Annotated in this window: 20 protein-coding genes and 2 pseudogenes; 14 read left to right on the top strand and 8 right to left on the bottom strand. The window is 64.7% G+C overall.

Annotated elements, in window-relative coordinates; all coding sequences use genetic code 11:
* Positions 1–43: 43 nt before the first annotated feature.
* Positions 44–490 carry a ribonuclease HI gene (gene rnhA / locus ABUE11_RS11895; RefSeq protein ID WP_367065482.1) on the top strand — a complete coding sequence of 149 codons (447 nt, stop codon included), beginning with the start codon at positions 44–46 and terminating at the stop codon, positions 488–490.
* A gap of 24 nt (positions 491–514) precedes the next feature.
* Here the strand turns inward: rnhA and ABUE11_RS11890 are convergent, their stop codons facing one another.
* The 7 genes from ABUE11_RS11890 to ABUE11_RS11860 form a co-directional block, all read right to left on the bottom strand.
* Positions 515–838 carry a thioredoxin family protein gene (locus ABUE11_RS11890; RefSeq protein WP_367065481.1) on the bottom strand — a complete coding sequence of 108 codons (324 nt, stop codon included), beginning with the start codon at positions 836–838 and terminating at the stop codon, positions 515–517.
* A gap of 15 nt (positions 839–853) precedes the next feature.
* On the bottom strand, positions 854–2,200 hold the full coding sequence (gene glp, locus ABUE11_RS11885; protein WP_367065480.1) for a gephyrin-like molybdotransferase Glp: 1,347 nt from the start codon (positions 2,198–2,200) through the stop codon (positions 854–856).
* Entirely contained in the window at positions 2,197–2,838 is a 642-nt protein-coding gene (gene mobA / locus ABUE11_RS11880; RefSeq protein WP_367065479.1) for a molybdenum cofactor guanylyltransferase MobA, read from the bottom strand. Before mobA ends, glp begins: the two co-directional genes overlap by 4 nt.
* Positions 2,839–2,876: 38 nt before the next feature.
* Entirely contained in the window at positions 2,877–4,025 is a 1,149-nt protein-coding gene (gene moaA / locus ABUE11_RS11875) for a GTP 3',8-cyclase MoaA (protein WP_367065478.1), read from the bottom strand.
* 85 nt (positions 4,026–4,110) lie between these two features.
* The gene (locus ABUE11_RS11870) at positions 4,111–4,881 is read right to left on the bottom strand and encodes an SDR family oxidoreductase (protein ID WP_367065477.1); all 771 of its coding nucleotides are present in this window, start codon (positions 4,879–4,881) and stop codon (positions 4,111–4,113) included.
* Positions 4,882–4,973: 92 nt separating this feature from the next.
* Positions 4,974–6,407, bottom strand: coding sequence for an aldehyde dehydrogenase family protein (locus tag ABUE11_RS11865; RefSeq protein WP_367065476.1), 1,434 nt, complete (start codon positions 6,405–6,407; stop codon positions 4,974–4,976).
* Positions 6,408–6,495: 88 nt separating this feature from the next.
* Positions 6,496–8,958 carry a sodium-translocating pyrophosphatase gene (locus ABUE11_RS11860; RefSeq protein WP_367065475.1) on the bottom strand — a complete coding sequence of 821 codons (2,463 nt, stop codon included), beginning with the start codon at positions 8,956–8,958 and terminating at the stop codon, positions 6,496–6,498.
* Positions 8,959–9,228: 270 nt separating this feature from the next.
* Between ABUE11_RS11860 and ppa the strand changes: the two genes are divergently transcribed.
* From ppa to ABUE11_RS11795, 13 genes and pseudogenes are all read left to right on the top strand, one after another.
* A complete protein-coding gene (ppa, locus tag ABUE11_RS11855) occupies positions 9,229–9,765 on the top strand; it encodes an inorganic diphosphatase (protein ID WP_367065474.1) in 537 nt (178 codons plus the stop codon).
* Between the two features lie 249 nt (positions 9,766–10,014).
* The gene (locus tag ABUE11_RS11850) at positions 10,015–11,223 is read left to right on the top strand and encodes a site-specific integrase (RefSeq protein ID WP_063598476.1); all 1,209 of its coding nucleotides are present in this window, start codon (positions 10,015–10,017) and stop codon (positions 11,221–11,223) included.
* 38 nt (positions 11,224–11,261) lie between these two features.
* Positions 11,262–11,621, top strand: a complete 360-nt coding sequence (locus tag ABUE11_RS11845) for a type II toxin-antitoxin system RelE/ParE family toxin (protein WP_063598477.1) — start codon at positions 11,262–11,264, stop codon at positions 11,619–11,621.
* Positions 11,622–11,624: 3 nt separating this feature from the next.
* Positions 11,625–11,945 carry a helix-turn-helix domain-containing protein gene (locus ABUE11_RS11840; protein ID WP_063598478.1) on the top strand — a complete coding sequence of 107 codons (321 nt, stop codon included), beginning with the start codon at positions 11,625–11,627 and terminating at the stop codon, positions 11,943–11,945.
* Between the two features lie 34 nt (positions 11,946–11,979).
* Positions 11,980–12,960 (top strand): ABC-three component system protein, encoded by a 981-nt coding sequence (locus ABUE11_RS11835; protein WP_063598479.1) that lies wholly within the window; start codon positions 11,980–11,982, stop codon positions 12,958–12,960.
* Entirely contained in the window at positions 12,929–13,177 is a 249-nt protein-coding gene (locus ABUE11_RS11830; protein WP_012249080.1) for an ABC-three component system middle component 8, read from the top strand. Before ABUE11_RS11835 ends, ABUE11_RS11830 begins: the two co-directional genes overlap by 32 nt.
* Positions 13,164–14,960, top strand: coding sequence for a DUF2326 domain-containing protein (locus ABUE11_RS11825; RefSeq protein ID WP_063598480.1), 1,797 nt, complete (start codon positions 13,164–13,166; stop codon positions 14,958–14,960). Before ABUE11_RS11830 ends, ABUE11_RS11825 begins: the two co-directional genes overlap by 14 nt.
* A gap of 464 nt (positions 14,961–15,424) precedes the next feature.
* Positions 15,425–15,817, top strand: coding sequence for a hypothetical protein (locus tag ABUE11_RS11820; RefSeq protein ID WP_063598481.1), 393 nt, complete (start codon positions 15,425–15,427; stop codon positions 15,815–15,817).
* Positions 15,818–16,590: 773 nt separating this feature from the next.
* Positions 16,591–17,418, top strand: coding sequence for a DUF932 domain-containing protein (locus ABUE11_RS11815; RefSeq protein WP_063598482.1), 828 nt, complete (start codon positions 16,591–16,593; stop codon positions 17,416–17,418).
* A gap of 65 nt (positions 17,419–17,483) precedes the next feature.
* A pseudogene (locus tag ABUE11_RS11810) lies at positions 17,484–17,879 on the top strand (ParB/Srx family N-terminal domain-containing protein); the annotation flags it as partial.
* Positions 17,880–17,988: 109 nt separating this feature from the next.
* The gene (istA, locus tag ABUE11_RS11805; protein ID WP_367065473.1) at positions 17,989–19,515 is read left to right on the top strand and encodes an IS21 family transposase; all 1,527 of its coding nucleotides are present in this window, start codon (positions 17,989–17,991) and stop codon (positions 19,513–19,515) included.
* Entirely contained in the window at positions 19,505–20,308 is an 804-nt protein-coding gene (istB, locus tag ABUE11_RS11800; RefSeq protein WP_367065472.1) for an IS21-like element helper ATPase IstB, read from the top strand. The genes istA and istB overlap by 11 nt, the downstream gene beginning before the upstream one ends.
* A gap of 78 nt (positions 20,309–20,386) precedes the next feature.
* Positions 20,387–21,178, top strand: a pseudogene (locus ABUE11_RS11795) (chromosome partitioning protein ParB); the annotation flags it as partial.
* Positions 21,179–21,408: 230 nt separating this feature from the next.
* On the opposite strand, the gene ABUE11_RS11790 reads toward ABUE11_RS11795, so the two are convergent.
* Positions 21,409–22,194, bottom strand: coding sequence for a hypothetical protein (locus tag ABUE11_RS11790; RefSeq protein WP_155739997.1), 786 nt, complete (start codon positions 22,192–22,194; stop codon positions 21,409–21,411).
* Positions 22,195–23,057 lie beyond the last annotated feature (863 nt).

Raw genomic sequence — 23,057 nt, 5'->3', positions numbered from 1 at the left:
CCCACCGTGCGCGGTGGGTGGTTGGTTTTCTCAGGAGTTTTTTTTGAATCAGGTCGTGATCTATACCGATGGTGCCTGCAAGGGCAACCCGGGCCCCGGCGGCTGGGGCGTGGTGCTGCGCTCGGGCGCGCTCGAGAAGGAGCTGTTTGGCGGCGAGCTGGGCACCACCAACAACCGCATGGAGCTCATGGCCGTGATCCAGGCCCTGGCCGCGTTGAAGAAACCCTGCGAGGTGCGGCTCTACCTGGACAGCCAGTATGTGCGCAAGGGCATCACCGAATGGATTGGCGGCTGGAAGAAAAAGGGCTGGCGCACGGCGGCCGGCCAGCCCGTGAAGAACGTCGAGCTGTGGCAGCGCCTGGACCAGCTGGCGCACCAGGCGGGCCACCGCATCGAGTGGCATTGGGTCAAGGGCCATGCGGGCGACCCCGGCAACGAGCGCGCCGATGCCCTGGCCAACCAGGGCGTGGAGCAGGCACTCGGGCGCTGACCCTGGCTCTGACCCTGGAGCCGATCAGGCCAGCGCGCGCATCGCGTCGGTAAGCTCCTGCTGCGCCTGCGGGCGCACCAGGCGTGCGACCTCCTGGCCGTTCTTCAGAAAGATCAGCGTGGGCCAGAGCTTGACGCGGTAGCTGCGCCCCAGCGGCCGGCCCGGGCCGTCCTCGACCTTCAGGTGCTGCACCCCGGCCTGGTCCTTGAGGGCCTCTTCGATGAGCGGCTGGGCGCGCTGGCAATGGGTGCACCAGGGCGCGCCAAATTCGAGCACGGTGGCGCCTTGCATCTGATCGACCGCGTCGCGCGTGGGTGCTTCGGCCAGGTGTTGTGCGTGGTAGGGCATTTGTTCAGTTTCTCCTCAGATCACTCCGTCGAACATCATCACATCGACCATGTCGCCCGCGGCGACGTCGCCCTGCCCATGGTGCAGCACGATCAGGCCATTGGCCTGCACCATGGAGCTGAGCATGCCCGAACCCTGGTGGCCCGTGCTGCGCACCTGCAGCCGGCCGTCGGCCGTGCGGCTGACCACGCCGCGCTGGTACTCGGTGCGGCCGGGCTTCTTGCGCAGCGCCTCGGTGCAGGTCGCGCGCAGCGGCGGCGGGCCGGCGCGCGTGCTGCCCATCATGCGCAGCAGGGCGGGGCGCACAAAGGCCAGAAAGCTGACCATGGCCGCCACCGGATTGCCCGGCAGGCCAAACAGCATGCAGCCGCCGGAATCTTCATTTTGATAGCTGCTCGCGCTTGCTGGCTGGGCGCTGGAGGTCGATTCTGCTTGTAAATCTGCGTGGATGCGCCCGACCGCCATGGGGCGGCCCGGGCGCATGGCGATGCGCCAGAACACCACGTCGCCGAGCTGCTTCATCATGCGGCGCGTGTGGTCGGCGTCGCCCGCGCTCACGCCGCCGCTGGTGATGATGGCGTCGGCCTGGCCGGCCGCGTGGCGCAGCGCGGCCTCGAGCGATGCGGGCTCGTCGCGCACCACGCCCATGTCGATGACCTGCACGCCCAGGCGCGTGAGCAGGCCCAGCAGCGTGTAGCGGTTGCTGTCGTAGACCGCGCCCGCGCGCGGCGGCTCGCCCAGGCTCAGGAGCTCGTCGCCCGTGGAAAAGCAGGCCACGCGCAGGCGCCGGTACACCGTCACCGATGGAACGCCCAGACTGGCGGCCAGCCCCATCGCCGCGGGCGTGAACGGCTCTCCCTTGGCCAGCGCCACACGCCCCTGCATGAGGTCTTCGCCCGCCAGGCGCCGGTTGGCGCCGCGGCGCAGCAGGTCGGCCGCGATGAGGATGCAGCCGTCGGCGTCGGTGCGCGTGAGCTCGAGCGGCACCACGGTGTCCAGCCCCGCGGGCATGACGGCGCCGGTCATGATGCGCACGCATTCGCCCGCGTCCACCGGGCCCGCGCCGGCCTTGCCGGCCAGGGCCGTCGCGCCCACGGGGCGCAGCCGCAAGGGCTGGCCGGGGGAGAGCGCGGCCCCGTCGAAGGCATAGCCGTCCATGGCCGAGTTGTCGTGCGGCGGCACGCTGATGGGCGAGATGAGGTCCTGCGCGAGCACGCGGCCCAGGGCGTCGAGGAGGCCGACCTCCTCGGTCTCGGTGATGGGCGCGACGAGACGCTCGAGAAACGCGCCCACGGCGCTCGCGCGCAGCGCCTCGGGGTCGTAGTCGGGGAGTTCGGCGGCAATCTGCGCGGTGCGTGTCATGGCATGGCCTTGGGTTGCTGGCCCTCGAGCGCGTGCAGCTCGGCCAGGGTGTTGGTGTTGCGAAAGGCCAGCGGGTCGTCGCCGGGCCGGTCGAAATGGGCGAAGGCGCAGCGCTGCTCGCGCGCCCATTGCTCGACCTTGCGCCCGCCCCGCTCGGTGAAGCGCTCGAGGCTTTCGCGCAGGCTGGCGCGCAGCAGGCAGAACACGGGCTGATTGCGCAGGCGCGTGCCGCCGTCGGCCTGCGGCTCGGGCGCGCAGGCCATGGCGAGGTCGGCCCCCGCGGCGGCGGCCGCGTCGGCCAGGCGCCGGGCCAGGTCGGTGGGAAACAGCGGCGTGTCGCAGGGCACGGTGAGCAGCCAGTCCGTCGTGCAATGCGCGAGGCCGGCGAGAAAGCCCGCCAGGGGGCCCGGGTAGTCGGTCAGGTCGTCGGGCCAGACGGGCACGCCCATCGCCGCGTAGGCCGCGAGATTGCGGTTGGCGTTGATCATGACGGCGCCCACCTGGGGCGCGAGCCGCCTGAGCGCGTGCAGCGCCAGCGGCTGGCCGCGAAACTGCTGCAGGCCCTTGTCCACGCCGCCCATGCGCGTGCCGCGGCCGCCGGCGAGGATGAGGCCGGTGATGTCCTGCGGATCCGTCATGCGTGTCGATCTGTGTCCCGAAACTGTGCCATGGGACATCAGCCGCCGATGTAGCTCATCTCTATGCGCCGGCCGCGGCCCGTGCCCTGATCGGGCGGCAGGCTCGCGCGCAGCTCGGAGTAGCGGTCCGTGCGCTGGTGCCAGATGTCGCCGATGGCGGCGCTGATCTGCGCGTCGCTGGCGCCGCCGCGCAGCAGCCGGCGCAGGTCCCAGCCCTGGGTGGCAAACAGGCACAGGTACATGCGCCCCTCGGTGGACAGGCGCGCGCGGTTGCAGTCGCCGCAGAAGGCATGTGTCACGCTGCTGATGGCGCCGACCTCGCCCAGCCGCGGGTCGTGGCGGCCGTCGGGGCCGGCCCAGCCCCAGCGCTGGGCGGTCTCGCCGGGGCTGCTCGCCGCGAGCGGCACCAGCGGCCAGCGCTTCTGCAGGCGCGCGATGACCTGGTCGGAGGGCAGAACCTGATCCATGCGCCAGCCGTTGGTCGCGCCCACGTCCATGAACTCGATGAAGCGCAGCGTGATGCCCGTGCCGCGAAAGTGCTGCGCCATGGGCAGGATCTCGTGGTCGTTGGTGCCGCGCTTGACCACCATGTTGACCTTGGTGCGCTCAAAGCCCGCCGCGCGCGCGGCCTCTATGCCGGCCAGCACCTCGGCGACCGGGAAGTCCACGTCGTTCATGGCGCGAAAGACCTCGTCCTGCAGGCTGTCGAGGCTCACGGTCACGCGCGAGAGGCCGGCGTCGCGCAGGCTCTGCGCCTTGCGCGCGAGCAGCGATCCGTTGGTGGTGAGCGTGATTTCGAGCGACTGGCCGTCGGCGCCGCGCAGCGCGGCCAGTTGCGCGATGAGGCGCTCGATGTTCTTGCGCAAGAGCGGCTCGCCACCGGTCAGGCGGATCTTGCGCACGCCATGCGCCATGAACAGGCGCGCCAGGCGCGTGATCTCCTCGAAGCTCAGCAGGTCGGCATGCGGAAGGTACTGGTAGTCCTTGCCGAACACCTCCTTGGGCATGCAATAGGTGCAGCGGAAGTTGCAGCGGTCCGTGACGCTGATGCGCAGGTCGTGCAGCGGCCGGCCGCGCGTGTCGCGCAGCAGCCCGGTGGGGGCGGGCCAGTCGCTGCTGCGCAGGGGTGGCTGCAGCGCGCCGGCCTGGCGCGAGGGCTCGATGATGTTGATGGTGCGTTCACCCATGCGGAGATTGTGCCGCAGCCGCTCGCCGCCGGCGCCAGGAGCACCAGGGGCGGCAGGGGATTGGGCCGGGCGCCGTCGCCGGCTCTCAGACGCAGCGCGCGCCGTCGACCTCCAGGCAGATGCCGCTCACGAACGCGGCCTCGTCGCTCGCCAGGTAGAGCGCGGCGTTGGCCACGTCGAGCGCAGTGGAAAAGCGCCCCAGCGGAATGGTGGCCAGAAACCTGGCGCGGCGCGCCTCGTCCACGGGACCGCCGGCAAACTCGGCGGACAGGCCGGTGTCGGGGTTGAACACGGGGTTGATGCAGTTGACGCGGATGTTGTCCGGCCCGAGCTCGGCGGCCATGGACTTGCTCGTGGTGATGACCGCGCCCTTGCTGCCGTTGTACCAGGTCAGCCCCGGGCGCGGGCGTATGCCGGCCGTGGAGGCGATGTTGATGAAGCAGCCGCCGCTGCCGCCCGGGTTGGCACGCATGGCCGGCACGCCGTGCATGGCCGAGAGGTAGATGCTCTTGACGTTGACGGCGTAGAGCCGGTCGAACTCGGCCTCGCTCACCTCGAGCAGCGGGCGGTTTCTGTGCGTCCAGCCGGCGTTGTTGACGAAGACATCCAGCCGCCCGTGGAGCGCGAGGGCACGCGCCACCAGCTGCCGCACCTCGGCGCCCTGCGTCATGTCGGCATGCTGGTAGTCGGCCACGCCCCCGTCCGCGCGGATCTGCTGCGCCACGCGCATGCCGGCCGCGTCGTTGATGTCGTTGACGACGACGCGCGCGCCCTCGGCCGCGAGGCGCCGGGCAATGCCCTCGCCAATGCCGCTGCCGGCGCCGGTGACGATGACGGACTTGCCGGGTACGCGCATGGTGTTTGCCTGGTTACTACTGTATGTATAGCTGCCCGCGCTTTGTGGACAAGCGCCGGAGCCTGATTTCACTTGAAGAAATCCAGGCTCCGTCAGTCATGGCGTATGGCCACGGTCTTGAGCGTGGTGAAGCCGTAGAGCGCCTCGAAGCCCTTCTCGCGCCCATGGCCGCTCGATTTGACGCCGCCGAACGGCAGCTCCACACCACCGCCCGCGCCGTAGTTGTTGATGAACACCTGGCCGCTGGCGATGCGCCTGGCCATGCGCAGCTGGCGCGCGCCATCGCGCGTCCACAGCCCCGCCACCAGGCCGAAGGGCGTGCCGTTGGCCAGCGCCACGGCCTCGTCCTCGTCGTGAAACGCCATCGCGGCGAGCACCGGGCCAAAGACCTCCTGCTGGGCCAGGCGGTGCTCGGGCGGCACGTCGCGCAGCAGCGTGGGGGCCTGGTAGAAGCCGGTCTCGGGCGCCTCGTCGACCACCGTACCCTGGGCCACGAGGGGGATGCCGGCGACCTGGGCGTCGGACAGAAAGTCCCACACGCGCTGCTGCTGGCTCTGGCGGATCAGCGGCCCCAGATCCAGGTCCATGGCCGCGGGGCCCACGCGCAGCTGCTCGAAGGCCGCGCCCAGGCGCTCGAGCAGCGGCTCGTAGATCAGCGAGTCGATGAGCACGCGCGAGCCGGCCGAGCAGGTCTGGCCCGCGTTCTGCACGATGGCGTTGATGACCACGGGCAGGGCGGCGTCCAGATCGGCGTCGGCAAAGATGATCTGCGGGCTCTTGCCGCCGAGCTCCAGCGTCACCGGGCAGTGGCGTTCGGCCGCGGCCTGTTGGATCAGCGTGCCTATGCGCGGGCTGCCCGTGAAGCTGATGTGGCGCACGCCCGGGTGGCGCGCCAGGGCATCGCCCACCTCATGGCCGTAGCCCGTGACGATGTTGATGGCGCCCGCGGGCAGGCCCGCCTCGGCCGCGAGCTGGGCCACGCGCAGTATCGACAGGCAGGCGTCCTCGGACGGCTTGATCACGCAGACATTGCCCGCGGCCAGCGCCGCGGCCACGCAGCGGCCGAAGATCTGCATCGGGTAGTTCCAGGGCACGATGTGGCCGGTCACGCCATGGGGCTCGCGCCAGGTGAACACGCTCATGCCCTCCTGGTAGGGAATGGTCTCGCCATGCAGCTTGTCGCAGGCGCCGGCGTAGAACTCGAAGTAGCGCGCCAGCGCGGCGGCGTCGGCACGCGCCTGTTTCGTGGGCTTGCCGCAGTCGCGCTGCTCGATGGCGGCCAGTTCCTCGGCATGCGCGCTGATGCTGGCCGACACGCGCTGTAGCAGTCGCCCGCGCTCGGCGGGGCTGAGCCGGCGCCAGACGCTGTCGTAGCACTGCTGGGCGGCCTGCACGGCGGCGTCGATGTCCTCGGGCGTGCCGCGCTGGATCTCGTCATACGGCTGGCCGTCGGACGGGTCGATCACGGCGATGGTGCGCCCCGAGGACGAGGGCACGGCGGCGTTGGCGATGTGGTGGTGCTGCATGCGGATCATTGTGCCGTGGGATGCCCGCGCCGCACAGAAAATGCCCGCCGGCGGGCGGGCATGCACGACCGTGGCGGCCAGGGCAGGCCTACTGCAGCGTCACCTCGACGCGGCGCGCCTGCGGGCCGCTGCCGGCCTGGATGTCCTCGGGCTTTTGCAGCTGTATCTGCTCGTCGGCCACGCCCAGGCCCTTGAGCAGCGCAGCCACGGCCTCGGCGCGGCGCCTGGCGACCTCGGCGTTGGCCGCGGCGCTGCCGGTGCTGTCGACATAGCCGCTGATCACGGCCTTCCTGCCCGCATTCACGCCACTCACGATGGCGGCCAGCGCCCGCCCGCCGTCGGGATGGGGGTCGGCCTTGCCGGTGGCAAAGTAGAACAGCACCTTGTCTGCCTCGACGACCACGGAGGCCGCGTCGTCCGCCATGGCGGCCGGTGCGATCACTGCCGCAGGGGCGGCCGCGTCGGCGCTCCGCCCCCCGCCATGCATGCCCACCACCAGCGGCACGATGAGCAGGGCGACGATGTTGATGATCTTGATGAGCGGGTTCACTGCCGGGCCCGCCGTGTCCTTGTAGGGGTCGCCCACGGTGTCGCCGGTGACGGCGGCCTTGTGCGCCTCGCTGCCCTTGCCGCCGTGGTGGCCGTCCTCGATGTATTTTTTGGCGTTGTCCCAGGCGCCGCCGCCGGTGCACATGCTGATCGCCACGAACAGCCCGGTGACGATGGTGCCCATGAGCAGGCCGCCGAGCGCCTTGGGGCCCAGCAGCAGGCCCACGACGATGGGCACGGCCACGGGCAGCAGGCTGGGGACGATCATCTCCTTGATGGCGGCGCCCGTCAGCATGTCCACGGCGCGGCCGTACTCGGGCTTGGCGCGGCCTTCCATGATGCCCTTGATCTCGGCGAACTGGCGCCGCACCTCGACCACCACGCTGCCGGCCGCGCGCCCCACGGCCTCCATGGCCATGGCGCCGAACAGGTAGGGGATGAGGCCGCCGATGAACAGGCCCACGATCACCATGGGGTCGGACAGGTCGAACTTCACGGCAACGCCGTAGCTGTCGAGCTTGTGCGTGTAGTCGGCAAACAGCACCAGCGCGGCCAGGCCCGCCGAGCCGATGGCATAGCCCTTGGTCACGGCCTTGGTGGTGTTGCCCACGGCGTCCAGCGGGTCGGTGATGTCGCGCACGCTGCTGGGCAGCTCGCTCATCTCGGCAATGCCGCCGGCGTTGTCGGTGATGGGCCCATAGGCGTCCAGCGCCACCACGATGCCCGCCATGCTGAGCATGGACATGGCGGCCACGGCCACGCCGTACAGCCCGGCGAGCATGTAGGAGACGATGATGGCCGCGCAGACGAAGAGCACCGGCCAGGCTGTGGAGCGCATGGATACGCCCAGCCCGGCGATGATGTTGGTGCCATGGCCCGTGGTGGAGGCCTGGGCGATGTGGCGCACGGGCGAATACTGCGTGCCGGTGTAAAACTCGGTGATCCAGACCAGCGCCGCGGTCAGCACCAGGCCCGTGGCGCAGGCACCGAACAGCCGCATCTGCGCGCCCGAGCCGCCGAGCGCGTTGTCCGGGATCACCCAGCTGGTCACGAACCAGAAGGCGACGAGCGACAGCAGACCGGCGATGGCCAGGCCCTTGTAGAGCGCCGGCATGACGTTCTTCATGCCCGGGCTGGCCTTGACGAAGAAGCAGCCGATGATGCTGGCCACGATGGACACCGCACCCAGCGCCAGCGGATAGGCCACGGCCGCCGCGGGCGCGGCCGCCACCAGCAGCGCCCCCAGCACCATGGTGGCGATGAGTGTGACGGCATAGGTCTCGAACAGGTCGGCCGCCATGCCGGCGCAGTCACCCACGTTGTCGCCCACGTTGTCGGCAATCACGGCAGGGTTGCGCGGGTCGTCCTCGGGGATGCCGGCCTCCACCTTGCCCACGAGGTCGGCGCCCACGTCGGCGCCCTTGGTGAAGATGCCGCCGCCCAGACGCGCGAAGATGGAAATCAGCGACGAGCCGAAGGCAAAGCCGATCAGCGGATTGAGCGTGGCCGACAGCGCCGCGTTCGCCCCCGCCTGGCCGAGCAGAAACCAGGCAAAGCCGGTCACGCCCAACAGGCCCAGTCCCACCACCAGCATGCCGGTGATCGCCCCGCCGCGAAACGCCACATCGAGCGCCGGCCCCATGCCCTGCGTGGCCGCCTGGGCCGTGCGCACGTTGGCGCGCACCGAGACGTTCATGCCGATGAAGCCGCAGGCACCCGAGAGCAGGGCCCCGATGACGAAGCCGATCGCCGTGCGCGTGTCCAGGAACAGGCCTATGAGCACGGCCAGCACCACGCCCACCAGGGCGATGGTCTTGTACTGGCGCGCCAGATAGGCCGCGGCGCCGGTCTGTATGGCGCCGGCGATCTCCTGCATGCGGGCGTTGCCCGCGTCCTTCGACAGAATCCAGCTGCGGGCCCAGATGCCGTAGGCCACGGCAACGAGTCCGCAAACCAGAGCCAGGATGAGAGGGGCAGTCAGTGCTGAGGTGGAACCAGCCATTCGTTATCTCCATCATTGGTTGTGCTCGGACGGGAAGCGCAACGCGGGCGGTGGTGCTTCCCCCTGCGTTGCTTCCTCGTCATGCCGCTGCCGCTTGCGGGCTGAAGCGCTGGAGACGATTGGCCAACGAAGTCAATTTACCGCCAAATGCTGCACTGCAAGCTGGCTGCAAGCAGCCTGGGCCTAAAATCCAGGGTTAATCCCAGGCCGCCGGTCCATCCGCCGCAACGGCGCGGGAGTCACGCAGATCAACCACCACAATCCCCAACCATGTCGCTGAACAACGTCAAGCCCGGCAAGAACATCCCCGAAACCTTCAACGTGGTCGTCGAGATTCCCGCGGAAGCCGACCCCGTCAAGTACGAGGTGGACAAGGAGTCCGGCGCCGTCTTCGTGGACCGCTTCCTGACCGTGGCCATGTACTACCCGTGCAACTACGGCTACATCCCCCAGACCCTGTCGGGTGACGGTGACCCGGTGGACGTGCTGGTGATCACGCCGTACCCGCTGCTGCCCGGCGTGGTCGTGCCCTGCCGCGCGCTTGGCATCCTGAAGATGGAGGATGAGGCCGGCATCGACGGCAAGGTGCTCGCCGTGCCCACGACCAAGATCCTCAAGATGTACGAGAACTGGAAGACCGTGGAGGACGTGAACCCCATGCGCCTGAAGGCCATCAGCCATTTCTTCGAGCACTACAAGGACCTCGAGGAGGGCAAGTGGGTCAAGGTGCTGGGCTGGGACGGCATCGACGCCGCGCACAAGGAAATCGTGGACGGCGTTGCCAACTACCAGAAGTCCCTGGGCTGATCGCCGCCGGTCTGTGGCGTTCGATGGGCGCACGCACGGGCCACCAAAGGAGCCGCCGCAAGGCGGTTTTTTTGTTTCACGATGACTCCAGCCCGACATTTCGCTGGACTGCGCTGTAGCCCGATACAGCAGGTTTATCAATAACTTACGCGCGTCCATTATATGCCGGTGCTTTCCGAAACCTGACCCGGCTTCCGCTCTCATGGCTCCCATGTGGCTCTTGGAAATCGGGTCTTCCAAGGAGTCATCATGGCAAAGATCAAGCTCACCAAGACCGCCGTCGAGACGGCGCAACCCCAGGCGCAGGCCGTCGAACTGCGGGACACCGTGGTGCCCGGCTTCCTGTGCAAGATTACACCGGCGGGCCGCCGCGTGTTCATGCTCCAGTACCGCACGAACGCGGGCGAGCGACGCAAGCCCGCCCTGGGCCTGTTCGGCGAACTGACTGTGGAGCAGGCCCGCGTCATGGCGCAGGCCTGGCTGGCCGAGGTTCGCCGGGGTGGCGATCCTGGTGGCGCCAAGGCCGAGGCGCGCAAGGCGCCCACGATGGCCGAGCTGTGCAAGAAGTTCATGGAGGACTACTCCAAGAAGCGCAACAAGCCCAGCACTTGGCGCGGCTATCAGGCGGTCATCGACCGATGCATTGTCCCGATGCTGGGCCGCAAGAAGGTGGCTGACGTGAAGCGCCCCGACATTGCCGGGTACATGGAAAAGCTCTCCTACAAGCCCACCGAGGCGAACAAGGGCTTCGCCATCCTGCGCAAGATGTTCAACCTGGCCGAGGTGTGGGGCTTCCGCCCGGACGGCACCAACCCGTGCCGCCATGTTCCGATGTATCCGCCCGGCAAGAAGACCCGCCTCATCGTGGACGATGAAATGGTGCTGATCTTTCGCCAGTTGGAGACGCTGGAGGCGGAGGGGCTGGAGAACTACGTCATTCCGCTGGCGATCCGCCTGCAATTCGAGTTCGCGGGCCGCCGCTCCGAAATCTGCACGCTCGAATGGGACTGGATCGACCTCGCAAACCGGCGTGTGATGTGGCCTGACAGCAAGACCGGCGGCATGTCCAAGCCCATGAGCGCGGAAGCCTATCGGCTGCTTTCGACGGCGCCGCGTCGGGAAGGCAGTCCGTATGTCCTGCCGTCGCCCAACGACCCGACCCGGCACCTGACCTTCGGCGAACACTATGGCGGCTGGTGCCGGGTGCTCAAGGCCGCCGGCGTCCCGCACGTCGGAACGCATGGCATCCGCCACCGCTCGGCGACGGACATTGCCAATTCGGGTGTGCCTATCAAGGTCGGCATGGAACTGACCCAGCACAAGACCGTCGCGCAGTTCATGCACTACGTCCATACCGAGGACAAGCCCGTGCGCGATGCAGCCGAGCTGGTGGCCAGCCGGCGTCAAGCCATCACCGGGGCACGGCGAACTGATCCGGTGGAAACAGCGACTACCTAAGCCAACTTCTTGCGATTCATACCCGAACGGATATAATCATGATTCAGAAGCGCAAGATGCTGTACTGGGAAGGCTCCTCGAAGAAGGACTTCAAGAAGTTTCCCATCGACGTACAGAAGGACATGGGTGTGGCGTTGTTCATCGTCCAGTTGGGCAGCACGCCACATTCGGCAAAGCCCTGGAAGGGGTTGGGCCCCGGTGTGTATGAATTGGTGGAAGACCACCGGAGCGATACCTTCCGGGCGGTCTATACAGTGAAGATGGGCGATGCGGTACATGTACTACATGCGTTCCAGAAGAAGTCTAAGTCCGGCATCGCCACACCGCAGCCGGACGTGGAACTGATCGAGAAGCGGTTGAAGGCCGTGCTGGCCCGTCACAAGACGAGCGGGAGATAAACGATGAAGCGTAGTGACCATTCGCAAGGCACTGACAACGTGCTGCGAGATTTGGGCTTTGACGATGCTGAAGAGCTTTCGGCAAAGGCAGCGCTCGCGCTCAAGCTCAATGAATTGATTGACCATCGCGGCCTGAGCCAGACGGAGACTGCTGCGATCACGGGCATGACTCAACCAAAAGTGTCCCAAGTCCGCCGCTACAAGCTCCAGAACATTTCACTGGAACGGCTGATGCAGGCACTGGTGTCACTGGATCAGCGTGTGGAGATTGTGGTGCAGCCTGCGCAGCGTACTCATTCGGCGTGCATTACGGTTGCCGCATGAGTCGGTGGGGTCTGCATAGAGGGGGATGGGGAGAATGAAGTTTGCTTATGAAGATTTGAGCGACGATCAGTTTGAGGTGCTGATCGTGCTCTTGTGCCAACGCTTGCTCGGTATCGCCGTTCAGGGATTCGCAAAAGGGCCGGATGGCGGGCGTGACGCAAAATTCGTCGGCACGGCGGAACTGCACCCCAGCAAGGCCGCCCCGTGGGTAGGCACAGTCATTGTTCAGGCCAAGCATACCAACGGGTACAACCGCAGCTTTTCGGAACTGGATTTCTACAGCACATCTAGCAGCAACACGGTGGTCGGCAAAGAAGTACCACGCATCAAGAAACTGCGCGATGCCAAGCAACTCGACCACTACATGCTGTTTGCGAATCGCCGCCTGACCGGCAATTCCGAGACAGAAATCCGTGACCACATCGCCGCCGAATGCGGCGTCCCTGCTTCGTCTATCTATCTTTGCGGCCTGGAACAACTAGAACTGTGGCTGAAACGCTTTCCAGAAGTAGCCCAGGAGGCGAATTTGGATGCGGTGGACTCACCGCTGATTGTCAGTCCAGATGATCTTGCAGAGGTTGTCCAGGCGCTAGCACGTCAGAAGGATGGCCTCACGGCGTTACTCGACGACCCGCCCACCGTGCGCGTGACGTATGAGGAAAAGAACACGCTCAACAATATGACGGCAGCGTATGCGAAGGAGCAGCGGCGTAAATACCTTAAGGAAACGGCGCAAATTCGTACTTTCCTGGCTGCACCAGAGAACATCGAATTGCTGCGCATGTACGAATCTGTGGTCGATGAGTTTCAGCTCAAGATCCTTGCGAAGCGCAAGGACTACCAGACCTTCGACGAGATCATGGAGTATCTGGTGGATCTGCTGTTCAATCGTGACCCGGTTCTTCGGCAGCACGCCCACAAGCGACTGACGCGAGCCATTCTTTTCTACATGTATTGGAACTGCGATATTGGGGAGGTGGATGATGCTGCGGCCAACCAAACACTCACACCCTGATCGCACGGTCATTAATGTTTCTCTGCTGCTCCTGTCGCGGCTGAAAGATCGTCGCGTCGATGAGTACGATGTACTGCGCAAATTTGCAAAGAAGCACGTTGTGGGTGGCGACGTGCTTTTCCTGCCTGCGCTCAATTTTCTTTATCTAATGGGCTTGGTTGAATATCGCCCCAAGACTGACGCAGTGGAATACGTGGGGCCAAATGAAGCTATCTAAACTCTATTCCAACAAGCCGGATGTGTTCGAGCCCGTGGACTTTGCTCCTGGGCTGAATGTCGTCATGGCTGAAATCCGACTGCCGGAGAATCGAAACAAGGACACCCACAATCTTGGGAAGACCACGCTGGGGCGTCTTTTGGACTTCGGCTTCCTGGCTGGCAAAGACCCTAAGTTCTTCCTTTTCAAGCATTTTGACTTGTTCAAGGATTTCGTCTTTTTCCTTGAAATTGAACTGGAGGATGGTTCTTTCATCACGATCCGACGCAGCGTAGAGGACGCAACCAAGATCGCCTTCAAGCAGCATGAAGCAGGCCACCAAGATTTGTCGGCGTTGGCGCTCGCGGAATGGGGGCATCGGGACGTTCCTTTTGAACGTGCACGCGAACTGCTTGACGGCCTGCTCGACTGGCGTGCTCTCAAACCGTGGTCTTACCGCAAGGCGCTTGGTTACCTGCTTCGGTCGCAAGAGGATTTTCGTGAGGTTTTCCAACTTCGCAAGTTCGCCTCCAAACATGCTGACTGGAAGCCATTTCTTGCACATCTTCTGGGCTTTGACGCCAAGCTCATCGCTGACCACTATGCGAAAGAGCACGAACTTGCCAAAAAACAGGAGACAGCGCAAACCATTAAAAATGAACTAGGAGGTTCGGTCGAGGACATCAGCAAAATTGAAGGCATTCTTCTGCTTAAGCAAAAGGACGCAGAGAAGAAGCAAGTGCTGCTGGATGCTTTCGATTTTCGTGCCCAAGACAAGGATCGCACCAAGAAGGTGGTTGATGAAGTCGATGAGCGAATCGCGGCGCTGAATTCGGAACGCTATTCCTTGAGTCAAAATAGGAAGAAGGTGCAGGCATCGTTGCAGGAAGATCAAATTCTTTTCAGTCCCGATGAGGCGCAGAGGTTGTTTGGCGAAGCTGGCGTGTTGTTCCAAGGGCAGATCAAGAAGGATTTCCAGCAGTTGATCGCTTTCAATCGGGCTATCACGGATGAGCGCCGCGGCTACCTCCAGGAAGAATTTGCGGAAATCGAAGGAGAGTTGAAGCGGGTGAGTGCAGAGCTGAATGTGCTAGGGAAAAAGCGTTCGGAAATGCTCTCCTTTCTGAGCGGGACGGATGTTTTCACCAAGTACAAGCAGCTCTCGGATGAGATGGTGACATTACGCGCGGACATCACATCGTTGGAGCATCAGAAAGGCCATTTGCATCGCCTCCAGGAGTTGCGTACAGAGATTCGATCCTTGACGGAAGAGCGTGACCATTTGCAGGCACGGATTGAAGCCGACGTGGACAAGCAGAACTCCGATCAGGCAAGCCTGTTCTCCACGATTCGCGTTTTCTTCAGCGAGATTGTTGAGGAAGTCATTGATCGCAAGGCGCTGTTGAGCGTGGCGATCAACCAGGTAGGTCATCTGGACTTCAAAGCGGAAATTCTCGATGGATCAGGTAACGCCACCAGTGCTGACCTGGGGCATACATACCGCAAGCTGCTGTGCGTTGCCTTCGATATGGCCGTGCTGCGAGCGCACCTGGGCGAGAAGTTTCCGCGTTTTGTCTATCACGACGGAGTGTTGGAGTCGCTGGACGACCGAAAGAAAGAGAACTTGCTGACGGTTGTACGTCGCTATGCAGATTTAGGGTTGCAGCCGGTCATCACGTTGATTGACTCCGATTTGCCAGTACGAGCAGAAGATGATGCCCCTGTTTTTACAGCAAGTGAAATCGTCGTCACGCTGCACGATGAGGGGGATCACGGTCGAATTTTCAAGATGAGAGGGTGGTAACTCAATCCTCATTGGTTCACGCGATCAGTCAAGCCATCCTTCTAGCATTCAATGTGATGGCTTGTGCGCGTTAAGCAGGTCGATTGTCGTATCACTGGTACGACAATTCAGATACAGAAAATCTTCCCTCTATAAGCATCCGAGCGTCCCGGCGTACCGCCGTCGGGCTCGCGGGCTGCGCCCCGCGCCTCGTTCCGAGTCGCGGCCATTCGGCTTTGATCCCTGACGCCTCCGGCCAGTGAGGGCCTGCGCGCTCCGCTTGCCGCAAACCCCGTGTGCAGAGGTAGTGGTGAGGGGGCGGTCTTGCTGTGTCCCTTCACCGTATCACGGCGGTCTTGCCGTCAAGGGCGGCGCGCGCTGGTGCGCGCTTGCGTCCTGGCGGCCGGCTGCGCCCCCTGACTGCTGCGCTGCGCCGTGACTTCGACGGTTCCGGGCAATTCCGCCCTTGCAACCGGAGAGCAGTCATGAATGACAAATCACACGTTTCCCTCGAACAGCACGTTTGCCTGGTCTGCGGCACGGCGTTCGATACCGGCGCGATCCTGCTGGACAAGCGCCTGCGCGCAAGCATGGAGCGTCACACGGCGACAGGCTGGGGCCTGTGCCCCGAGCATCAGAAGCTGTCCGATGACGGCTTTGTCGCGCTGGTCGAATGCGATCCGCAGCGCAGCGGCTCGCAGGCTGGCGGGCGCATGAAGCCCGAGCAGGCGTATCGCACGGGTCGGCTGGCGCACCTGCGGCGCACGGTGTTCGCCCAGGTGTTCAACGTGCCGATCGAGGACAGGCAGGCTTGCGTGTTCGTAGAGCCTGGCGTGATCGACCAGTTGCAGTCGATGACGGCGCCGGCGGCGAGCTGATCGCGCCGCGCTGCCTTCGGTGCGTCGTCCCTGCGGGGGCGGCGCACCTTTCTTTTTGCTGCGCCCGGCGTCGATACCTTCGCGCCTGTGGCGCTGCGCACTTCGCTTGCCTCCAGGGGAAAGCCCTGCGGGCTATCCCCGCCGCACAGGCTTGGCGCCCCTGAACACCGCCGACCCGGCTGCGCCGGATCGGCCAGACAGCATCCGCAGCAGATCCACGATGCCTTGCGTGCGCTCGTCCTGACCCTGTTGTCCATTCGGATTTGAAGTCTGGGCGTCCCCGGCCACCTGGGAGATGGCCGGTCGCGCTGTCGTGCTGCGCATCGAGCCGCCTGCGGCGTCTCGCCCCTGTCGGGCTTCCATCGTTCCCTCGCTCCGCTCGGCTGACGCCTCCGGCCCGGCTTCCAGATCCGGGCCTGCGCGCTTCGCTTGCCGTGCGGTCGGCGTGGAAGGTGCCTGTTGCCTTGTCCAGCCGTCTCCCCTGACTTCATCACCTTGTCCGCGACTGTAGCCCGCTCCCGTGTGCCATCAAGGCGCGCAGGGCCGTGTCCTCGGCTGCGCCTGCGGGCCGCACCAACCCTGCGCTTTTCTCCTTGACGGCCCCCGTCCGCGCGCTCCTGACCGTCGCGGGCGATGAACTCAGGAAAGACGGTGGCAACAGGGCCAACCGGGTTCCTCGTGCCGACCGCACCGAACAGCCACAAAGGCTGGGCTCCGAATCTTGGAATCCGGTGTGCGTGAACAGCAAACCTCTTTTTGTCAGGAGAAAGACCATGCAACTCGCTTCCCGTTTCGCTTCCCATTCCCCCGCGCTGCGTTCCGACTATCCCCTGTCGGATGACCAGATTCACCGTGTAGCGCCGTCCATCTTTGCGGATGCCCCGCATGAGAGCCGTTCGCAGCGGTACGCCTATATCCCCACGGCGGCAGTGTTGACCGAGCTTCGCAAGGAAGGGTTTCAGCCCTTCATGGTGACGCAAACCCGTGTGCGCGATGAAGGCAAGCGCGAGCACACGAAACACATGCTGCGCCTGCGCCATGCCAGCCAGATCAACGGCGCGGAAGCCAACGAAATCATCCTGCTGAACTCGCACGATGGCACCAGCAGTTACCAGATGCTGGCGGGCCAATTCAGATTTGTTTGTAGCAATGGCCTTGTCTGCGGCGACACCGTGGCCGATGTGCGCGTCCCCCACAAAGGCGACGTGGCGGGCCAAGTCATCGAAGGCGCTTTTGAGGTGCTGCGCGGTTTCGACCGTGTGCGCGATTCCCGCGATGCCATGCGCGCCATCACGCTGGACGAAGGCGAGGCCGAGGTGTTTGCCCGCGCCGCGCTGGCCCTCAAGTACGACGACCCGAACAAGCCCGCGCCCATCACCGAAAGCCAGATTCTGATGCCGCGCCGGTTTGAAGACCGCCGCCCCGACCTGTGGAGCGTGTTCAACCGCACGCAGGAGAACTTGACCAAGGGCGGCCTGTCCGGGCGCAGCTCCAACGGACGTCGCCAGCAAACCCGCCCCGTGCAAGGCATTGATTCCGATGTGCGCCTCAATCGCGCCCTCTGGATGCTGGCCGATGGCCTGCGCCAGTTGAAAGCCTGACCCGTCCCCCGCAGGAGGGGCGGTTTCCCCTCCATTCCCTTGTTTCACTCGATTGGAGAACCACCATGAACGCCATCACCTACACCGAAGCCCGCGCCGTCAATGCCGCCGCCGCAATCCCGCTGGAAGCTGCCGACCCGACCAAGAACCTGATTCTGGTTCCGCTGTCGCGGCTGGTGCTGCGCCCCACGGGCCGCAACGTGCGCAAGACCTCGCGCATGTCCATCCCCGAGCTGGCCGCATCCATCCAGCGCGTGGGCCTGCTGCAAAACCTGATCGTCATCCCCGCCAGCGATGGCGAGCATTACGAAGTCGTGGCCGGTGGCCGACGCCTCGCAGCTTTGAAGCTGCTGGCGAAAAAGCACCGCATCGCCAAGGATTGGGAGGTGCCTTGCTTGCAAGTGGCCGACGGTACGGCCCGCACCGCCAGCCTCACCGAGAACGTGCAGCGCGAAGCCATGCTGTTGATTTCCACGCAGAAGTGACCCACTAACCCCCAGGATTTCCATCCAAACCTGACCCACGTACTAACCCTAACCTGCTGCTTTGTTGAGCAGCAGGAGACCAGGAGTGATAGACGTGGCAACACTGAGTGTCATCAGGCGCTGGGCCCTGCGAGAGCAGCTGTCCATCAGGGAGATCGCCCGCCGCACGGGCCTCTCGCGCAACACCATCCGCAAGTACCTGCGCGCAGGCGAGGCCGAGCCGCACTATGCCAAGCGGGTCAGTCCATCCAAGCTAGATCCCTTCGCCTTGAAGCTCGCCGGCTGGCTCAAGACGGAAGCTGGCCGATCCCGCAAGCAGCGGCGCACCATCAAGCAGATGTACCTGGATCTGCAGGCGCTCGGTTATGGCGGCTCCTACAACCGTGTGGCGGCCTTCGCCCGCCTCTGGCACGAGCAGCGCCTTGTGGCCCAGCAGACCACTGGCCGCGGCACCTTCGTTCCCCTGACCTTCGGCCCGGGTGAGGCCTTCCAGTTCGACTGGAGCGAGGACTGGGCTGTTCTCGCTGGCGTGCGCACCAAGCTGCAGGTAGCCCACTTCAAGCTCAGCCACAGCCGAGCGTTCTACCTGCGCGCCTACCCCCTGCAGACGCACGAGATGCTGTTCGATGCCCACAACCATGCATTCGTAGTCCTGGGTGGCGTGCCCCGTCGAGGCATCTACGACAACATGCGCACCGCTGTAGACCGGGTGCGCCGTGGCAAAGAGCGCGACGTCAATGCGCGCTTTGCGGCCATGGTCAGCCACTTCCTGTTCGAGGCCGAGTTCTGCAATCCGGCGTCGGGCTGGGAGAAGGGCCAAGTGGAGAAGAACGTGCGCGATGCCCGCCATCGCCTGTGGCAGGTGGTGCCGCCATTCCTAAGCCTGTCCGATCTCAATGCCTGGCTTGAAGAGCGCTGCGTGGCGCTGTGGCACGAGATCGAGCACGGCAAGCTGCCGGGCACCGTCGCGGATGTCTGGGCTCAAGAGAAGGCAACCTTGATGCCGATGCCCCGGCCCTTCGATGGCTTTGTGGAGCACACCAAGCGCGTCTCACCCACCTGCTTGGTCCACTTCGAGCGCAATCGCTACAGCGTGCCGGCGCCGTATGCCAATCGACCGGTGAGCCTGCGGGTCTATGCCGATCGCCTGGTGGTCGCTGCCGAAGGCCAGATCATCTGTGAACACCAGCGCCTGATCGAGCGCAACCACCATGGCGCTGGGCAGACCGTCTATGACTGGCGCCACTACCTGGCGGTGCTGCAGCGCAAACCAGGAGCTTTGCGCAACGGCGCCCCATTCCTGGAGCTACCAGCGGCCTTCAAGCGACTGCAGGCCACCTTGCTCAAGCAACCCGGCGGCGACCGGGAGATGGTGGAGGTACTGGCTCTCGTGCTGCACCACGATGAACAGGCTGTGCTCGCTGCAGTGGAGTTGGCACTGGAGTCAGGGGCTGCCAGCAAGACGCACATCCTGAACGTGCTGCACCGCTTGCTGGACGGCAAGCCCGCTCCAGCACCGGTCACATCGCCGCAGGCCCTCAAGCTGGCGGTGGAACCCCAAGCCAATGTGCGTCGTTACGACCAATTGAGGGAGGTGCGCTATGCGTCATGACCCTGCCATCGCTTCTATCGTGATCATGCTGCGCGAGCTCAAGATGCACGGCATGGCCCAGGCGGTTGCGGAGCTGGCCGAGCAAGGTGCACCGGCCTTCGACGCCGCACAGCCCATCCTGTCCCAACTGCTCAAAGCCGAGACCGCCGAGCGCGAAGTGCGCTCGGTGGCCTACCAGATCAAGGTGGCCAGGTTCCCTGCATACCGGGACCTAGCGGGCTTTGACTTCAGCCACAGCGAGGTTAACGAGGCACTGGTACGCCAGTTGCACCGCTGCGAATTCTTGGAGAACGCCAACAACGTGGTGCTGGTGGGTGGACCGGGTACGGGCAAGACCCACATTGCCACGGCCCTCGGGGTGCAAGCCATTGAGCACCATCACCGCAGGGTGCGGTTCTTCTCCACGGTGGAGCTGGTCAATGCACTGGAAGAGGAGAAGGCCCAGGGCAAGCCGGGGCAGATCGCGCACCGCCTGGCCTATGCTGACCTGGTGATCCTGGATGAGCTGGGCTACCTGCCGTTCAGTACGTCAGGAGGAGCTTTGCTGTTCCACCTGCTGTCCAAGCTGTACGAGCGCACGAGCGTCGTGATCACCACCAACCTGAGCTTTAGCGAGTGGGCCAATGTGTTCGGAGATGCCAAGATGACCACGGCGCTGCTGGACCGGCTCACGCATCACTGCCATATTCTGGAAACCGGCAACGACAGCTACAGGTTCAAGAACAGCTCCGCACAGCAATCACCACAGACCACCAGAAAGGAGAAGGCGGCCAAGAACTTATCCACAACGTGAGCGTGAAGCTCACGAACCAGGGTGGGTCAAGATTCGATGGAAATGGTGGGTCAGCTTTGCATGGAAATCAACAGTGAGGATGCCGAGAGCGACGACGAAGGCGAAGACGGAGACAGCGAGGGGCAGCCCAAGACCGCCGCCATGTCCGACCGGCTGGCGCAGCGGTTGAGCGCCCACCGTACCGCCGCGCTGCAAATCGAAGTCGCCCGGCATCCGCAAGTGGCGCTGGCCGCGCTGGTGCATGGCATGGTGCAGACCGTCTTGCAGGAAAGCCACTACGGCCCCCGTCATGATGCGTTGCCGCTGGGCGTGAGCCTGAAAGTGCAAGACCGGCTGGAAGGCATGGCCCCGGACTGGCCGGAATCGCCTGCTGCCGTGGCGCTGCGCGAGTTGCAACAGGTGGCGGGCGAAGCCTTGCCGCAGGACAGCACCGAACTGTTCGCCGCGCTGCTGGCGAAGTCGCAAGACGAACTCGTCAAGCTGCTGGCCGTGTGCGTGGCCTCCACGGTGGACGTGGTGATGCCCCGCGCCACGCCGCACCAACCCGGCGCGGAACTGGCGCAGGCCGTGGGCCTCGATATGGCTGCATGGTGGCAGCCGACCGCAGAAGGCTACTTCAAGCACGTTCCCAAGGCCGTGATTCTGCAAGCCGTGGGCGAGTACGCGCCGGACTCCATCAACCGGCTGGCGAAACTGAAGAAGGCCGATATTGCCAGCGAAGCCGAGCGGCTGGCCGATGGCACCGGCTGGATGCCTGCCATCTTCAAGGCCGAAGGCCCGGAAGCTGTGCCGGAGGAAGCGCAGGCGCAGGATGCCCCGAAGGATGCCGAGGCAATGGCGGATGAAACCGCCTTGGCGCTGGCCGCTTGACCCGCGCCGACAGCAAGCGCCCCGGCCTCGACCGGGGCGCTTTGCGTTGTGTGGCGGCTCATCGAGACGAAGGAATGACCCGACCAGCACCGCGCCCAGGCCGGTTCCGCCCTGGGCGCGGTGAACAGCAAAATCCGGGCGCGGCAGTGGCCGCGCCCGGTGTTCAAGGCCAACAGCCGAACCAGAACGCCGCCGCCTTCGCTGTAGCTCAGGCGGCGGCGTTAGAGGTGTCAGCCCCGGAAGGAGGCTGCCACCAGCCCTGGCAGCGCCTCCAGGTATGGGTGGCTCATGAGCTTCGAGCTGGAGGCGTCAATCGTGATTACCTCGCCCGTTCCTTCATCGGCAAAGATTCCAACCGCAGGTGTCACCGCAAATAGGGTGAAGCACCCGAACAGATCAACGGAAGTCACCACACCAACGCTGGGCATGACGGCACAGGTGATGGCATGTTCAGCGTGTCTTGCAGAACGAGCAAACCCGGGCGGTAGCGGCTGGAACGCGGCGCCGGCAATCTTGGTGCGAGCCAGAGCCTCATCACTCTCGGCCATCATCGCAGCCCGTAGCTGCTGACCACTTGGCCCTGTGATTGCCTCGTCACCGAAGATTTTCACTGTCGTGAGATAGGCGATTTTGAACAGTTGCCGCCGGATCATGAGCATGTCGGCGACCAGCCGCATGTTCAGTTGAGGCTGTCCCTGGCTTGTTTCTGCCCCAAGTTCGACGGCGATGCCCTTCTTTGCGTAGTTCGCTGCAATTTGGTTCGCCATCTGTCGGGCTGCATCACCAAAGCCGCGAACACCGATCACTCGCCCCTCGCTGTCGGTGTCCACTGGCTGATGGAACTTCAGATCCAGACCGTTCTGCGAGAACGTAGCTCTCACATCCTCGCCGCTACCGTGGACAGTTCCATTCACGGCTGCTTTGACGTTGCCAGACCGGGAGACCACTCCCTGAGACATAGCCAAAAAACGAACCATCGGATCGTTGACTGTCGGCTCGTCGATGAGGTCATTCATCCGACTGTTTTCAGCGGCTAGCGCGCGAACCGTGAAGCTGGCGGGAGCCCCCAGAGCCACGGGAAGTATGTGCTCGTCGTTGCTTTCTCCCGATGCGAGCGGCGTCAGGGCATATGGGCAAAGTGTCTGAGTCATCGTTAAACGTGTTGGAGTTGTTGTCTGCTATACGCTGGCACTGATTCCGAAAGCTCTATGGTGCCCGATGCTGGTTGTTTTGGGCGTGTCGGCGCAAGCGCCGCCGGGCTTTCGGGCTGCGCCCCGTGCCGTCTGTGTCGTCACGGCCATTCGGCTTCAATCCCTCACGCCTTCGCGCCTGCGGCGCTGCGCGCTTCGCTTGCCTCCGGGGAAAGCCCTGCGGACTATCCCCGCCGCGCGACGCTTGGCGCCCCTCGATACCGCCGAACCGGCTGCGCCGGATCGGCCCGGCCAGCGCCCCGCCGCGATGGACGGGGCGCTGGCGAACACGCTGGCACTTGCTGCGGCAGGTTGTGCAAATGCGTGCCGTCCTCAACGCTGGCAGTTCGTACCCATCACGTCCACGAAGGACGGTTCACGGACAACCCGCCCGGCATCGCTATGGAGCTTCCACGCCACGCCTCAACACCGGCGCCGCAAGGTGCGGTGGGGGCGTTCTCGCTTGTCATTGGGTGGTTGACTTGGCCCGCGTCAGCGGGCGAGCCGGAGCAGCCTTCGTGCGGGGATGCCGAGCCGGCCCTATCTCCTTGCGGTGCGGTTCGGCCCAAGGCGTCCTTGTGTTGTTGTGAATCCTGGCGGTGGCGCGGCTGCGCCTCGGGCTTCATGGCTGCAACCGTCCAGCGAAAACAATTTCCCCTCTGCTGCGCAGATTCCTCGCGGGACAAATT

Origin of the sequence: Oryzisolibacter sp. LB2S (genome assembly GCF_040732315.1) — a bacterium.
Lineage (GTDB): Bacteria > Pseudomonadota > Gammaproteobacteria > Burkholderiales > Burkholderiaceae_C > Alicycliphilus > Alicycliphilus soli.
This window is presented reverse-complemented; position numbering and strand designations above follow the sequence as displayed.

Coding starts and splice junctions, on each gene's coding strand:
- ABUE11_RS11790 (WP_155739997.1), bottom strand. CDS start 22,194: ATGAATGACCTCATCGACGAGCCGACAGTCAACGATCCGATGGTTCGT.
- ABUE11_RS11830 (WP_012249080.1), top strand. CDS start 12,929: ATGCTGCGGCCAACCAAACACTCACACCCTGATCGCACGGTCATTAAT.
- ABUE11_RS11890 (WP_367065481.1), bottom strand. CDS start 838: ATGCCCTACCACGCACAACACCTGGCCGAAGCACCCACGCGCGACGCG.
- glp (WP_367065480.1), bottom strand. CDS start 2,200: ATGACACGCACCGCGCAGATTGCCGCCGAACTCCCCGACTACGACCCC.
- ABUE11_RS11825 (WP_063598480.1), top strand. CDS start 13,164: ATGAAGCTATCTAAACTCTATTCCAACAAGCCGGATGTGTTCGAGCCC.
- ABUE11_RS11815 (WP_063598482.1), top strand. CDS start 16,591: ATGCAACTCGCTTCCCGTTTCGCTTCCCATTCCCCCGCGCTGCGTTCC.
- ABUE11_RS11835 (WP_063598479.1), top strand. CDS start 11,980: ATGAAGTTTGCTTATGAAGATTTGAGCGACGATCAGTTTGAGGTGCTG.
- moaA (WP_367065478.1), bottom strand. CDS start 4,025: ATGGGTGAACGCACCATCAACATCATCGAGCCCTCGCGCCAGGCCGGC.
- mobA (WP_367065479.1), bottom strand. CDS start 2,838: ATGACGGATCCGCAGGACATCACCGGCCTCATCCTCGCCGGCGGCCGC.
- ABUE11_RS11820 (WP_063598481.1), top strand. CDS start 15,425: ATGAATGACAAATCACACGTTTCCCTCGAACAGCACGTTTGCCTGGTC.
- ABUE11_RS11860 (WP_367065475.1), bottom strand. CDS start 8,958: ATGGCTGGTTCCACCTCAGCACTGACTGCCCCTCTCATCCTGGCTCTG.
- ABUE11_RS11865 (WP_367065476.1), bottom strand. CDS start 6,407: ATGCAGCACCACCACATCGCCAACGCCGCCGTGCCCTCGTCCTCGGGG.
- ABUE11_RS11870 (WP_367065477.1), bottom strand. CDS start 4,881: ATGCGCGTACCCGGCAAGTCCGTCATCGTCACCGGCGCCGGCAGCGGC.
- ABUE11_RS11850 (WP_063598476.1), top strand. CDS start 10,015: ATGGCAAAGATCAAGCTCACCAAGACCGCCGTCGAGACGGCGCAACCC.
- istB (WP_367065472.1), top strand. CDS start 19,505: ATGCGTCATGACCCTGCCATCGCTTCTATCGTGATCATGCTGCGCGAG.
- ABUE11_RS11845 (WP_063598477.1), top strand. CDS start 11,262: ATGATTCAGAAGCGCAAGATGCTGTACTGGGAAGGCTCCTCGAAGAAG.
- ppa (WP_367065474.1), top strand. CDS start 9,229: ATGTCGCTGAACAACGTCAAGCCCGGCAAGAACATCCCCGAAACCTTC.
- ABUE11_RS11840 (WP_063598478.1), top strand. CDS start 11,625: ATGAAGCGTAGTGACCATTCGCAAGGCACTGACAACGTGCTGCGAGAT.